Genomic DNA, 14205 nt, shown 5'->3' on the forward strand with positions numbered 1-14205 from the left:
ACAGACAGACAAATACCTCTGTCAACAATTATTCTTATTTAGGCCGTTATAAACGGGCGTTGCGGCTTTCCCGTGCGTAGGTTTTTTAATTTGTAAATGGTGGACCTCTTGACAACCAGAAAAAAAGAAACTAATCGTTACCCCTAATCACTTTGCACAAAGAATGGAATGCATGCCAATGGCCAGCCCACACACCTATCGTTTGATCTTCAGACACTTTAGTCGCTACATGGTTGCCCTCGGGTTGGTGGGAGCGTGTGTCCTGCTGTGCATGGGCATACCTCAATTGCTGGCCCCCCGGCCTTATCTGGCTTTTTGGCCAATGGTGGTAGTAGCGGCAGAATTTGGGGGCATAGGTCCGGGACTGTTAGCGGCCGTCGCGTCCATACTGTGTGTACATTTTATCCTGAATCCTGTCTTGGGGGGGGCGCTGAACCTGTTCGATTGGGTTGGCATTACCTCCGCAGGGATCTTTTTCGCTGGTACATCGGTAGTAATTATTTTCATCGGAAGGAAGTGGAATTTGCAGTCACTCCAGCGCCTGCAAGTCGCCGCAATGGAGTCCGCCACCAACGGCATAGCCCTTACTGACGTTCAAGGGGTTCTCCTGTGGGTTAACCCTGCCTTCTGCACCATGACAGGCTATACCTCTATGGAAATTGTTGGCAAGAACTATCGGCTGCTCGACAGTGAAAAACAGAATGAAGCCTTCTACAATAATATCTGGAGCACTGTTTTGAAACGGGAAGTCTGGCACGGTGATCTGGTTGTGAGGCGCAAGAATGGCACGACCTACATGGAAGAGCGGAGTGTGGCACCTGTGACCAATGCAGACGGTCGGCTCATTAACTGCGTTATCATAATGCAAGACATCACCGAGCGTAAAAGAACGGAAGTTGTGCTCCGTGAACAGGCGGATCTACTGAACCTTACGCATGAAAGCATCCTTGTCCGAACAATGGATAATATTATTACCTTCTGGAACAAGGGAGCCGTTATTCAATATGGCTGGGAAGCGGAAGAGGTAGTAGGGAAGATTACAACACATGATTTATTGCAGACCCAATTCCCACTTCCTATTGATGAAATTAATAACTTTCTACTGATCAATAACTTTTGGGAAGGTGAGCTGACACAAACCAAGCGTGATGGCTCCTTGATCACTGTTTTAAGTCGATGGGCACTGCAACGTGACAAAAGCAATGTACCTGTTGCGATTATGGAGATAAACAGCGACATAACCGACCGTAAAAGGGCTGAAGAGGAAAAGCTGATACTTGAACAACAATTCCAACAGGCACAAAAGCTTGAAAGCCTTGGGGTGCTTTCTGGTGGAATTGCTCATGATTTTAACAATATACTTGCTATTATAATGGGTCACTGTTCACTAATAGAGATGGATTATGAAAAAGCAAGAGATCACGTTCCAGAAATTGAAAAAGCAGCCACCCGTGCGGCTGAACTATGCCGACAAATGTTGGCTTATGCTGGAAAGGCACAATTTGTCCAAGCACAAGTGAATATTGGTGAACTGGTCAATGAGATGGTTAATATGCTGAGATCGACCATCAAACAGAATATTGAAATACAATCGACCATTGACACCGATATACCTGCTATTCAAGCTGACGCCAGCCAAATCAGGCAGGTTGCCATGAATCTGATCATTAATGCAGCAGAAGCCATTGGCGATGCTCAGGGTGTAGTTCAAGTATCGCTTGCTAAGACAAAAATAAAAACGGGGCATTCAATAAAAGATTATCTCGGCAAGTTGATACCTCCAGGCTGGTATGCCTGCCTGGAAGTGACTGATAATGGTAGTGGCATGAGTGATGAAACATATAATCGAATCTTTGAACCCTTTTATACAACAAAGTTTACTGGGCGTGGTTTGGGAATGTCCGCAATACTTGGCATTGTTACAACTCAAGGCGGAAATTTACAACTTTTCAGCCAGGTTGGAAAAGGAACTACCTTCAAAGTGTACCTTCCATTACTGAACAGTGACTCTGCTTTTCATGAAGCTCCGTCTTTGATTAAACAAGCTGAACAATGGCGTGGGAGTGGCACTATTCTGCTGGTGGAAGATGAAGAACCGATTATGCAAGTTGCTAAAGCTATGTTGATGGAATTGGGATTTGAGGTCATTGAAGCCAGAAATGGCAAGGAAGCTCTGCACATTTATCAACAAAACGCCTATGATATTATCTTGGTGATGACAGACATGGGAATGCCAGTAATGGATGGTTACAATTTATTCCTTGAGCTGAAGCGTCTTAACGCCGTACTCCCTATCGTTATTTCCAGCGGTTTTGGCGACGCTGATATAACCTCCAGAATATCCAGAGATGATATCGCTGGTTTAATAAGTAAGCCATACAACTTTAACTTGTTGCAGAATGTTATAAGAGATGCAGTTGGCCATGCAGTGCCGAAACATACTTAGAAGTAGAAAAAGTGACTTTTTTTTAAAACAGAATTCCGCCATACAAACAACCGATATTCCGTTTACACAAAAGACTGCACAGGTCCCACGGACCAGCCAATCGCAGATGGCGGAGATGGCAGCGCACCAAGCCCGTTCAGCTATTTCCTTGCCTCAATGGGCACCTGTGCGGGTATCTACGTTCTCAGTTTCTGCCAGCAGAGAAATATTTCGACTGTAGGTATGTCTCTAACCCAGCGAATGGAATTCGCTGCTGATGATTCAGGCCATAAACGACTGTCGAAAGTCACGCTTGATATCATGTTGCCGGTCGGGTTCCCGGAGAAGTATCGCAATGCCATTGTGAAAACAGCGGAACTTTGCTCCGTTAAGAAAGTGATCTTGAACCCTCCGGAGTTTGAGATCACCGCGCACTTGCCATAGTCGTTGCCAATACTTGCGATGAAATCACCGTCTCGGTTTATCTTTTTTCTTCTAGTCCTTGGCACTGCAACTCCCTGGTGTGGCCCCGCAATTGCCTTGACTGCCGGCATTCTTTTCAGCCTCATCATGGGGAACCCATGGCCAAAGAGCACCGCCGTCTGGAGCAAAAAACTGCTGCAATTGTCGGTTGTTGGTCTGGGCTTCGGCGTTGGGATCGTTGACGTCTGGCATGCCGGACGGGAGGCGGTTCTCTATACTCCGGTGAGCATCGGTGTCACGGTGGCTGTTGGGCTACTCCTGGGGAAAATGTTACGTACACCGACTAAGGCATCGGCTCTTATCTCCTTCGGTACGGCTATCTGCGGTGGTAGTGCCATTGCTGCCATGGCACCGGTCATTGAGGCCAGTGACGAGGACATCGCCATCTCACTGGCTACGGTTTTCAGCCTCAATGCAGTTGCTTTATTTATTTTTCCTCCTCTTGGTCATCTCTTCGTCTTGACTGAGCGTCAGTTCGGACTCTGGTCAGCACTGGCAATTCATGACACAAGTAGCGTAGTCGGTGCCGCATCGGCTTACGGATCTGTGGCTCTCTCTAACGGCACCACGGTCAAATTGGCGCGAGCAGTCTGGATCGCCCCAGCAGCATTGCTCACTTCCCGCTTTACCAAGACCCAGACAAAAGTTGGCATACCACTTTTCATCGTCGGCTTTATTGCTGCATCTGCCGTGCGGTCATTCCTGCCAAGCCTCAGCCACATATGGCAAATATTGTCGATTGTGGCACGCCAAAGCTTGGTGGTGACTCTCTTCCTGGTTGGCAACGGTCTGACACGGGAAGTACTGCAGAAGGTCGGCATACGACCACTGGCCCAAGGAGTTATACTCTGGATTGTCGTGAGTGCAGCCGTTTTGATTGCAGTTTCAGGTGGGATGATCCATTGATATTGATGACGAGGTTACCGATGTTACCCAAAACTTACCTGATCTATTTTTCACCAACCAGAACGACCAGAAAAATTGTTGAGCAGGTTGCAGCAGGGCTTGATTCACAAAGTATCGAACACCATGACCTGACCAGGATGGAGCAGGAGTTCACGCTGCGTCTTGATGACGGGGTCGCAGTCATTGGCGTACCGGTCTATGCCGGAAGAGTTCCGGAAATATTCTTGAAACGTATTGAAAAGCTTTCAGGGGAAGGAATTCCTGCCGTTCTGATAGCACTCTACGGAAACCGTGCCTATGAGGACGCACTTGTTGAATTACGGGATGTGATCATCGCTAAGGGGTTCAATGTCGTTGCTGCAGGTGCTTTTATAGGAGAACATTCATATTCAACTGATGGACGTCCTATCGCTGCAAATCGACCCGATACGGAAGACCTGAAATATGCCATAGTGTTTGGTGTTGCCATCGCCAACAAGCTACAAGGTGACTGCAATCTGGCAACTCTCGATATTCCAGGTAACATCCCCTATAAGGAAAGAGTTCCGCTGGGCGGTATTTGCCCGGAAACAATGCCAGAGTTGTGCACACTCTGTAAAACCTGTGCACGTATTTGCCCAGCATTCATTATCACGGTGGATCAAGAGGTCACCACGAAAGCGGAAAACTGTGTCATGTGCTGCGCATGTGTCAAATTTTGTCCGTATCATGCACGAGTGATGCGTCACCCAATGGTCGAGGCCAGGCGGGATATGCTGATAAAAAATTGTAGTGAGCGCAAAGAACCATCCTGCTTTTTGTAGAACTGGTACTTTAACGGTTAAAAAGTTGATACAATTCTGAGGAAACATACAAGAGAGGTGATGTAAGATAAGCTCTTCAAGTTACATCGTTTCCTGCCCCTCATGTGGCACAGGTAACCGTATCCCGGCCGATAAAGAGGGCCTGCGTGGGCGCTGCGGCAATTGCAAGTCAGCTTTGCCGTCGTTGTACTGTCATCCCCAGCAGATGACCGACCGGACATTCGACTCGTTCATAAATTCCTATCCCGGTCCGGTGCTGGCAGAGTTCTGGGCCCCTACCTGACCTCACTGCCATACCTTCGCACCGGTGGTGCGAACCGTAGCTGAAAAACTGGCCGGCCAGGCCGCAGTAGTGCAGATCAATACCCAGGATAATCCAAATCTGGCAGCTCGATTCGGTATCAGGGGTATTCCGGCCATAGTGCTGTTGAAACAGGGACGTGTTGTCGATCAACTGCCGGGAGCGCAACCGCTTGATGCGGTGCTGGCATGGTTCCGTCGAAAGGCATGATAAATTTTGAACATTACTTCTGCAAAACGGAGGGAAAATCTAATTGCAGCCGCTCCACGTCACACCAAAGGTCTGCATATTGTCGCCCTGTTCGAGGGAGCCAAGGGGGTGTTGGTCCTTCTGGCCGGCTTCGGACTGCTGGCACTCATCCACAAAGATGTCCACGAAATTGCCGCGCGCCTGATCGCGAATTTTCATTTCAATCCTGCAAGCCGTTATCCGCGGATCTTCCTCGACTTGTTGGAACGTCTCGACGACCATAAGCTGTGGGCAATGGCTTGGGCGGCACTGCTCTACTCGACAATGAGACTGGCAGAAGCGATCGGCCTGTGGTTGAGGAAGAAATGGGCCGAGTGGTTTGGCGTGCTGTCTGGCGGGATCTACCTTCCGGTTGAAATCTACGAACTCTCACTTGGCATTACCTGGCCCAAGGTTTCAGTATTCGTTTTCAATCTGAGCGTTGTGCTATATCTGCTGTTTGTATTGATCTGAAATGGCGAGAACGACAGATAATTAGCAGGTTGGAGTTGGAAAGCTTCACACTCCGTCGGAGTGCAACAGCCTGTTATTTAAGGACTACCTGGCAAATTCACAGTTTCAGTGTGACTAGTTTCGCTCGAACTCACATTAGTTGAGATGTAGAGCGACCCGGAAAGCGGCAGGCAGAGTTGAACCAGCAGTAATAGTACAGTCAGAATCCTGCTATGTCTGTTAGTAATAATCATAATCATTATTCTGTTGCATCATGTTCTGAAGTCGCTAATCCCGGATCGACGATCCCATAAGACGTGTGAAAAACTTTGATGCAGGCAATATTTGAGTAAATATTCTAAAGAAACCTAGGCCGTTGTTTCTGCTAGCTTTGTTTCGCAAGCAGCCAAACTCTCCTTCAATGACTTTTCTTTCATCCACCGCTCAGTCACATCACGCATGATTGAGGCACAGCCAGCCATGACACCATCTTCATCTCGTAGAAGAACCATGCTGAATTCCAAGGAAACACGGGAGCCGTCTTTACGAACCCCTGGTGACGAGAGAAGGCCGGTTTTGTATTTCGTCTCCCCAGACGCCATCACCCGCCAATAACCTTCCCAATGACGACTCCGCAGGTTCTCAGGGATAATTAGATCAAGTGATTGACCGGCCGCTTCGGCTGCAGTATGGCCAAACATCTGCTCTGCCCCGCTGTTCCAGAAGCGAATAATTCCTTTCTGGTCCGAGATAAGAATCGCATCCGGCGCATCGCTGACTAACTGCTTCAATAGTCTGTCCATATACCCTCCCGTAATCTGCCTGTATTGTGATTATACGTTACGGCAATAGAGTGTACGGATGATTGACCTATATCAAGAATAAGTTGAAATCTTCAAATACAAACTGGTTCAAGCTTTAGAGTAAATTCCGTATTACTGAACCATTAGAAGATCTTCCAAACTAAACTTACTGGTTGCATCTATTTTGGCAATTATGTTGTTTTCCTTATCAACCACATAAATCCACACATAATCTGTTCCAGGTGGCACTGACCACCTAGCGCTTTTGTGTTCCCAATCAAGCCAAATCGGTGGCGCGTTGCTCCATTGCAAGGAGCGTTTTGCACTCCCTTCCATAAATTTGGGGACAGCGCTTAAATTGGGAATCATCACTATACTGACTTTTTTGTGGAGGTAGGAACCCTGTATCACTGTTGTCACTTTTTTTGCCCTTTCGAAGCCCTTCCTAGTCATGCTTATAGCAATAAGATATTTTTTGTTGTTATGGAATAACGACTCCATGTTTAATTGCTTTCCATACTGATCAGTCGTATCCAGCGTGGGAAACGTGTCATAGCCAAATACAGGCTGGTGGATAATAAACGTGATTAATACCATCAAGCACCATTTCAATTTCACAACAAACTCTCCAATATAACGTTTTACAAATATTCTTCATTAACAAGTTGATAAATTTAATTCATAATCGTTAATTTAATTGTGCATCAGGTTATACATGTTCAACAGACTTGAACAGTTATCTATAAATAAGCATCTTTATCGCTCGTCTCTCACCCGAGCCTCTTCCTGAACCGAAGGGAGCTGGTCATTATGACTACTACACCAAGTAAAAGAAGGGCGGCCATCTGCGGCCAGAGAATATCGATCCCGTTCCCCTTGAGGAAGATCCCTCTGATGATGACCAGAAAATATCGAAGGGGATTCAGGTAGGTTCCATACTGAATAGCCACCGGCATGTTCTCGATAGGAAACATGAAGCCAGAGAGGAGGACGGCCGGTATGTAGAAAAGGAAGGTAGCCATCAGCGCCTGCTGCTGGGTCCTGGAAATAGTAGAAATAAAGAGCCCAACTCCTAATACCGAGAGTAGATAGATCGCCGTGGAGAGAACAAGAAGTGGAATACTCCCTTTGATCGGGATGTCAAACCAGAAGACACCGATGGTTGTAACAAGTGCCATGTCGAAATAACTGATGAGTGCAAAAGGGATAGTCTTCCCCAGCATCAATTCCACCGGTTTCAGCGGCGTAACCATCAACTGCTCCATGGTGCCGATCTCCCGCTCTCGCACCACTGCCATGGCAGTCAACAATAGGCAGGTGAGCATGATGATTATAGCGATGACCCCTGGCACATTGTAGTTTCTGCTCCGCAGATCAGGGTTGTACCAGGCCCGGGAGCGCAGGTCGATCCGTGCCGGTTTTACAACCCGTTGTATGCCGGCCCGAGTCCCGAATTCCTTGCCGAATCGGTTGATGACACGCGTAGAGTAGTCCATGGCAACGGATGCGGTATTCGAATCGGTTCCGTCCACAATCATCTGTACTTCTGTGGGAACACCTCGCGCCAAATCCCGACCGAATCCCTTATTCACCTGTAGCACGGCGAGAACCTTTCCCCGGTCGAGGAGGTCCCCCATCTCTTTTGCCGAAGAGGGGGTTCCAGTGATGATAAAGTAACCGGATGCTTCGAGCCGCCGGCCCAGTTCCCGGCTTTCATAGGAGTGATCCAGGTCGTAGAAGGCGGTATTTATGCTTTTTACGTCAGTAGTGACCGCATAGCCGAAAATGAGAAGCTGCAGGATCGGGGTAACAAAAATGATAGCCTTCATCCTTCGGTCCCGAAACACTTGACTGAACTCCTTGACCACCATTTCCTTGATCCGTTCGAACATATCACACGATCCTTTTCTTGAATTTTCTGACCGAAAGGACGAAGGTCAGCAAGCCAAAAATTGTAAGAAGAATCGTTTCCGTTGCCAGCTGTCTGAGAGTGCTCCCTTTGAGAAAAATTCCCTTGAGAATCGCTACGAAATAACGGGCAGGGATGATTCTGGTCATATTCTGGAGTGGCAGCGGCATATTGCTGATGGCGTACATGAACCCTGACAGCAGGAAAGCCGGCAGAAAGCTCACTACCATGGCGATCTGGCTGGCAACCAGCTGTGACTTGGCAACAACCGAGATGAGTATTCCCAGAGAAAGACCTCCAAAAAGAAAGAGGGAGGTAAGGAAAGCGAGCAGTAACAGGCTCCCCCGCAATGGGACGTCGAAGATAAATACCGTCATGGCCACGGAAACGGCCACGTCGATAAAGCCGATGAAGAAGTAGGGCAGCAGTTTGCCGGCAATCAGCTCTGTGGTTTTTACCGGCGTGGCGATCAGCTGCTCCATGGTGCCCCGTTCCCATTCCCTGGCGATGGTTAGCGAGGTGAGCAGTGCCGCAATGACCGCCATGATTACCGCAATCAGTCCGGGAATGATGTAATTGCGCGATTTAAGCTCCGGATTGTACCAGACACGCACCCTGGCATCTATGGGCGCGCGCGCTATTCCACCTGTAACCCGTTGGCCAAAGCGTTCCGTCACCCCCTCCAGATAACCGAGGGCAATGGTGGCTGTGTTGGAATCACTGCCGTCAACAACCACCTGCAGCGGTGCAACCTTTCCCCTTCGCAGATTCTCTGAGAAGTCAGCGGGGATCCAGAGCGCCACCTGCCCCCGGTTAGCGTCGAGCGCTGCATCAACATCCGATGGACGATCCAAGATAGTGACAATCGTGAAGTATCCCGACTCCCGGAACTGGGCTACCAGCTCACGACTCAGGCTGCTTTTGTCCAGATCGTAAACCACGGTCCTCAGGTTGTTCACGTCCATGGTAATGGCGTAGCCGAAGATCAACAGCAGGATCACCGGCATGAGGAACGCCATGGCCAGACTCAGGGGATCACGGAGCACCTGGATCAGCTCTTTTTTTGCTATGGCGCGGACGCGGATAAGTTTCATATCACGACACCTCGATCAGGGTTACAAACACATCTTCCAGCGACGGGACGATCTTTTCGATGCGGACGACCTTTAGCCCCGCTTTGACGAGTGATTCCCTGATCCGTTGGGACTCCTGCCCAGCGTCAGTCACGGTGGCATGCAGGACGCTGCCGAAAATGGCTGTTTCGATGCCGCTCTGTTCAAGGACTTCCAGCGCATCCACCACCTGCTCAACCTCGATTTCCAGAACATCCCTTTCCATATACTCCTGCTTCAGGGCGGTCGGTGTCCCTTCGGCGATGATCTTCCCCCGGTAAATGAGGGCCAGCCGGTCGCAATATTCCGCTTCGTCCATGTAGTGAGTGGTAACAAAGATGGTTTTTCCCTCCCGGGACATGGCATAGATGAGCCGCCAGAAATTGCGCCTGGAGATCGGGTCAACCCCCGAGGTCGGCTCGTCGAGAAAGATGATGGGAGGTTCGTGAAGGATGGCGCAGCCGAGTGCCAGCCGTTGTTTGAAGCCGCCCGAGAGGGTTTTGGTCAGAGCTCCCCGCCGGTCCGCGATCCCGGCCATCTCCAGAACCCATTCCTTACGCTCACGTTTCTTCTCCCTGGGAACCCGGTAGATACCGCTAAAGAAGTTGATATTCTCCTCCACCGTCAGGTCATCGTAGAGAGAAAACTTTTGGGACATGTAACCGATATTCTTCTTGATCTCTTCCGCCTCGGTCATGATGTTGAATCCTCCCACTGTCCCACTACCGGCGGAGGGGGTGAGGAGACCGCACAGCATCTTGATGGTTGTCGATTTGCCGGCTCCGTTAGGGCCGAGGAAACCGAAGATTTCTCCCCTTCCAACCGCGAGGCTGATCTGGTCCACGGCAGTGAAGTCGCCGAAAATTCGGGTCAACCCGGAAAATTCTACTGCTGTTTCGATATGGTTCATGGCTCCTCCACCATAGCGATGAAGACATCCTCCAGGGAAGGGAGGATCGATCGATGATCCCGGACAATAATCCCCTCTTTCTGAAGCCTGCCGATGACGCCATCCAGCGCTTTGCTCCGCTCCAGGGCGACATGAAGACGGTTGCCGTAGATGCTCACGCTACGAACCCCCGGACAGCCCCTTGCGATATCCTCGGCCGTGCGCGCATCCCCGGTCCATAGTTCCACCATGGGAAAGCCAAGGGAACCCTTGATCCGTGCCGGGCTGTCGTCGATCAGTATCTTTCCGCGGTGCATGAGACCAACCCGTGTGCAACGTTCCGCCTCGTCCAGGTAGGCAGTGGAGACAAAGATGGTAATCCCGTCCTTCAGCAGGCCGTAAAGGATACGCCAGAAATCCCGCCGTGAAACCGGATCGACCCCGTTGGTCGGTTCGTCGAGGAAGAGAATCTCAGGGGTGTGGATCAGGGCACAGGCAAGGCCGAGCTTCTGTTTCATCCCTCCGGAAAGCTTCCCGGCCAGTCTTCCTTTGAAAGGGGTCAGGTTGGAAAAACCCAGCAGCCGCTCGATCCGCTCCGGACGTTCTTTCTGTGGGACTTCGTAGAGGTCGGCATAGAAGATGATATTCTCCATGACGGTGAGATCTTCATAGAGGCCGAACTTTTGAGACATATAGCCGATCCGTTCCTTGATCCGCTCCCCTTCCTTCAGAACCGAGTGACCCGCTACCCATGCATCACCGGAAGTGGGTTCCATGATGGCGGTTAACAGGCGCATAGTGGTGGTCTTGCCGGCACCATCCGGTCCGACAAGACCGAACAACTCCCCTTTTTTGATCTCCAGGGTGAGGCTGTCGAGTGCAATGTTGCCGTTGAAGGTCTTGGTCAACGTTTCTGCTTTAATTGCTGCGGTATTCGTATCCATTTTGCAACGCCTACCTTACCCTGATCTTGACGTCCGCCGGCATGCCCGGTTTAAGCTCCTGGTTCGGATTATCCACGCTCACCTTGACGCCGAAGACCAGCTTCACCCGTTCTTCCTGAGTCTGCACGTTCTTGGGAGTAAACTCCGCTTCCGAGGAGATATAGGTCACTACCCCGTCAAACTTCTTTCCCGGATAGGTATCGACCGTTACCTCCGCTTTTTGACCCAGTTTGACCAAGCCCAACTTGTCCTCCTTCACATAGATCTTTACCCATGGATGTGTCAGGTCGCCGACGGTAAAGATGGGCGTTCCGGCAGTAACGGTTTCACCCGCTTCCACATTTTTTCTGAGGACCACTCCTTGCACCGGTGTTTTCAGATCCATATCCGCCAGTTGCTCCAGATAAACCGCCAGCTGCGCTCTGGGCTGTCGGACCTGGGCTTCAGCTGCCTTGATTGTTTCCGACCGCGGCCCTTCGTTCACCAGGCTCTCGTTTTGTAAAGCCTGATCGTACTGCGCCTTTGCCACCTCAAAGGTCCGCTTGGCGGAGTCGCGCTGTTGTGCCGGGATAGCGCCGTTTTTAAACAACATCTCGGCACGTTCGAAATCCTTGCCTGCTTTTTCCAGGTCAGCGGAGGCGGAGGACACGAGCGACCGGGCGCTCTTTTTTTCCTGTGGGCGCGAACCACGTTGCAACTCGAGAAGTCTGGCGCTGCTGGAATCGATAACGGCCTGCTGCGCCTCCATCTGGCGCAAAAGCTGTGTGCGGTCCAGCTTTGCCAAGATCCCGCCTGCCACGACGTTCCTACCCTCGTCGGTCAGGAGCGTTTCCACCCTGCCGGGGACCTTGAACCCAAGATCCACTTCGGTCACCTCGACGTTCCCCGAGCTGAGCAGTATCCCTGGATCATCGGTTTTTCGATGGAGCAGGAAGTAGGCAATAGACGCTGCGACAATTACCACCAGGCCAATTAGTATCAGTCTCTTTTTCATCGTGAAGCCACCTCCCCAGGTACATTACTTCCCAGTGCCTTTTCAAGGGCCGCCTGTGCCGTTAACAGATCGTACGAAGCCTGGTGCCAATCAGTGATCGAACGCAATAACGCTGTCTGGGCGTCAATCACGTCTTTGGTTGTCCCATCACCGGTTTCATACTTCAATTGCTCTACTCGCAGGTTTTCCTCGGCAAAAGAAATTGCCTCTTTAGAAACCGAGACTCTTTTCTCCGCATCGGTGACCGCAAGGAAAGCCTCCTTTACTTCCTGCACAATCAGCAGCCGAACGGCACGGAGCTCTCCGTGACTGCGTTCAAGTTCTATTGACCCTTTATTGATCTCCGCCCGCGTTATACCACCGTCGAAAAGTGGATATGAGAGCCGCAAACCAATATTCCAGTTATCCTTGAATGAAAAGGAGTCTCCTGCTTTTTCTGTGAAATCGCCGGCCAGATCCAGAGAAGGGAGACGCTTTCCCTTGGTCAAATCCAGCTTGGCCTGCTGAAGTTCCGCCTGAGCACTGGCCTTCCGGTATTCCGGACGTTGTTGCAAAGCTACCTTCACCCCTTCGGCCTCCTGTGAATGTACTTTTAAAAAAAGAGGTTCCCCGGCGATAGTGAATTGCGGATATGTCTCGTCCGCTCCCATCAATGTCCGGAGCAGCGCGTATGTAGCCGCCAAGGCGTTCTGTGCTTCCAGCGCCTGCTGCCTGGTATGGGCCAACTCCACATCAGTTTTCATGAGATCCACCCGCGCTGACCTGCCGGCCTTGACAAATTGATCAGTGACCCTGCGATGCTCTTCAAGCTGCTTTACCATCTGCTCGCGCGCCTTGAGAATCGCCTCCAACTCCAGTATCTTGCAGTACGTGCTTGTCAGGTTGTAGACGAGTTCCTGCTTCCCCTGGCGAAAGGTTCCCTCCGTGACCATCTTGGTGATCTTGGCTATATCAATGTTTTTTTCGAGTCGTCCGCCCCGGTAAAGGGGAATTTTAAGTGAGACTCCTGCATCGTAGATGTCTTTATCAAAGTCAGGGAAACTACTGTTTTGCGGCGAGCCTGCTATGGGGGAAATGGCGGTGGGATAGCGGTAACGCGTAATGCCGGCTCCCAGATCAACTTTTGGCCACCGCTCCCCTTTGGCAGCGTCGATAGCATATTCAGTCGCTTTGACATCCTTCCCGAGCCCGGTGAGCCTCGGTTCGTTCTTCAGGGCAAACTCGATCACTTGGGGAAGATTGTAAGATGGCACGTCACTTTCCGCAAAAAGCGCTGATGGTAATAAAAAAATCCCAAGCATGGCCAATTTCTTTTTCATTTCTGCCTCCGCACGATATTGTTATCATAAGTCAAAAAATCCTCATAACCATGCCACAGCATTATCCCTTCATCTACGAGAGGAAAGGAAAAGTCGCTTACCAGCCACTTTAAAGTTATCGCCTGCACCATTCCAATCAGCACCATGGCGGAGGCCTTTGAGTTCACAGTCTTCCTGATGTCGCCGATTTTCTTCCCTTTTTCGATGACGTTTACCAGACCGGCAGAATAAGTATCAAGCAGGTAATCAATCTTTCTCTGCGATGCACTTCCGGCTTTGAGGATTCCTCCTGAAAAAGCTAGACGTGCAATCCCTTTCCTGGTCTCCAGGAAATCAAGATGGAGGAGATAAAACCGCTTTAGGCTTATAAGTGGAGAAGGATCGCTGTCGTAGAGATACGTCAGGTTCTTCATCAATTCTAGGTGGACCTTCGTAACCATTTCTTCGATGATTTCATCCTTGTCCTTAAAATGCCGATATATATCGCTTGTTGACACTCCGGTCTCCCGTGCAATGGCGCCTATCGTTAGTGCATTTATCCCTTCACCGGCAGCAAGGATGTTAAATGCGGCACGAACGATCTGCTCCCGTCGTGCGCTATTTTGAACTTTTGAAACGATATGGGACATATACCCT

Annotated in this window: 15 protein-coding genes; 6 read left to right on the forward strand and 9 right to left on the reverse strand. The window is 50.1% G+C overall.

Translation table 11 applies throughout. The features are described 5' to 3' along the window. Nucleotides 1–172 precede the first annotated feature (172 nt). The 6 genes from KI810_RS05515 (at nucleotide 173) to KI810_RS05540 (ending at nucleotide 5620) form a co-directional block, all read left to right on the forward strand. The gene (locus KI810_RS05515; protein ID WP_214174449.1) at nucleotides 173–2446 is read left to right on the forward strand and encodes a PAS domain S-box protein; all 2274 of its coding nucleotides are present in this window, start codon (nucleotides 173–175) and stop codon (nucleotides 2444–2446) included. A gap of 99 nt (nucleotides 2447–2545) precedes the next feature. Further along, nucleotides 2546–2869 carry an OsmC family protein gene (locus tag KI810_RS05520; RefSeq protein WP_343213473.1) on the forward strand — a complete coding sequence of 108 codons (324 nt, stop codon included), beginning with the start codon at nucleotides 2546–2548 and terminating at the stop codon, nucleotides 2867–2869. A gap of 96 nt (nucleotides 2870–2965) precedes the next feature. Further along, nucleotides 2966–3814 (forward strand): YeiH family protein, encoded by an 849-nt coding sequence (locus tag KI810_RS05525; RefSeq protein WP_246525159.1) that lies wholly within the window; start codon nucleotides 2966–2968, stop codon nucleotides 3812–3814. Nucleotides 3815–3834: 20 nt separating this feature from the next. Continuing rightward, nucleotides 3835–4617, forward strand: coding sequence for a FeS-binding protein (locus KI810_RS05530; protein ID WP_214174452.1), 783 nt, complete (start codon nucleotides 3835–3837; stop codon nucleotides 4615–4617). Nucleotides 4618–4684: 67 nt separating this feature from the next. Then, entirely contained in the window at nucleotides 4685–5128 is a 444-nt protein-coding gene (locus KI810_RS05535; protein ID WP_214174740.1) for a thioredoxin family protein, read from the forward strand. A 6-nt stretch (nucleotides 5129–5134) separates the two neighbouring features. Then, complete coding sequence (locus KI810_RS05540; RefSeq protein ID WP_246525160.1) at nucleotides 5135–5620, forward strand: DUF2127 domain-containing protein; 486 nt, start codon at nucleotides 5135–5137, stop codon at nucleotides 5618–5620. 347 nt (nucleotides 5621–5967) lie between these two features. Here KI810_RS05540 and KI810_RS05545 read toward each other — a convergent pair whose 3' ends face one another. The 9 genes from KI810_RS05545 to KI810_RS05585 all read right to left on the reverse strand — a co-directional run bounded on the left by KI810_RS05545 (nucleotide 5968) and on the right by KI810_RS05585 (nucleotide 14198). Beyond that, nucleotides 5968–6402 carry a PAS domain-containing protein gene (locus KI810_RS05545; RefSeq protein ID WP_214174453.1) on the reverse strand — a complete coding sequence of 145 codons (435 nt, stop codon included), beginning with the start codon at nucleotides 6400–6402 and terminating at the stop codon, nucleotides 5968–5970. A gap of 132 nt (nucleotides 6403–6534) precedes the next feature. Next, nucleotides 6535–7020, reverse strand: coding sequence for a hypothetical protein (locus KI810_RS05550; RefSeq protein ID WP_214174454.1), 486 nt, complete (start codon nucleotides 7018–7020; stop codon nucleotides 6535–6537). A gap of 152 nt (nucleotides 7021–7172) precedes the next feature. Next, nucleotides 7173–8294: an ABC transporter permease gene (locus KI810_RS05555; protein ID WP_214174455.1), complete on the reverse strand. Its 1122-nt coding sequence runs from the start codon at nucleotides 8292–8294 to the stop codon at nucleotides 7173–7175. A 1-nt stretch (nucleotide 8295) separates the two neighbouring features. After that, nucleotides 8296–9405: an ABC transporter permease gene (locus KI810_RS05560; RefSeq protein WP_214174456.1), complete on the reverse strand. Its 1110-nt coding sequence runs from the start codon at nucleotides 9403–9405 to the stop codon at nucleotides 8296–8298. A 1-nt stretch (nucleotide 9406) separates the two neighbouring features. Beyond that, entirely contained in the window at nucleotides 9407–10333 is a 927-nt protein-coding gene (locus KI810_RS05565; RefSeq protein ID WP_214174457.1) for an ABC transporter ATP-binding protein, read from the reverse strand. Then, a complete protein-coding gene (locus KI810_RS05570; protein WP_214174458.1) occupies nucleotides 10330–11256 on the reverse strand; it encodes an ABC transporter ATP-binding protein in 927 nt (308 codons plus the stop codon). The genes KI810_RS05565 and KI810_RS05570 overlap by 4 nt, the downstream gene beginning before the upstream one ends. 10 nt (nucleotides 11257–11266) lie before the next feature. Next, nucleotides 11267–12250, reverse strand: a complete 984-nt coding sequence (locus KI810_RS05575; protein ID WP_214174459.1) for an HlyD family secretion protein — start codon at nucleotides 12248–12250, stop codon at nucleotides 11267–11269. Beyond that, entirely contained in the window at nucleotides 12247–13569 is a 1323-nt protein-coding gene (locus KI810_RS05580) for a TolC family protein (protein WP_214174460.1), read from the reverse strand. The genes KI810_RS05575 and KI810_RS05580 overlap by 4 nt, the downstream gene beginning before the upstream one ends. Beyond that, on the reverse strand, nucleotides 13566–14198 hold the full coding sequence (locus tag KI810_RS05585) for a TetR/AcrR family transcriptional regulator (RefSeq protein ID WP_214174461.1): 633 nt from the start codon (nucleotides 14196–14198) through the stop codon (nucleotides 13566–13568). Before KI810_RS05585 ends, KI810_RS05580 begins: the two co-directional genes overlap by 4 nt. Nucleotides 14199–14205: the final 7 nt, after the last annotated feature.

Origin of the sequence: Geomobilimonas luticola (assembly GCF_018476905.1) — a bacterium.
GTDB lineage: Bacteria > Desulfobacterota > Desulfuromonadia > Geobacterales > Geobacteraceae > Geomobilimonas > Geomobilimonas luticola.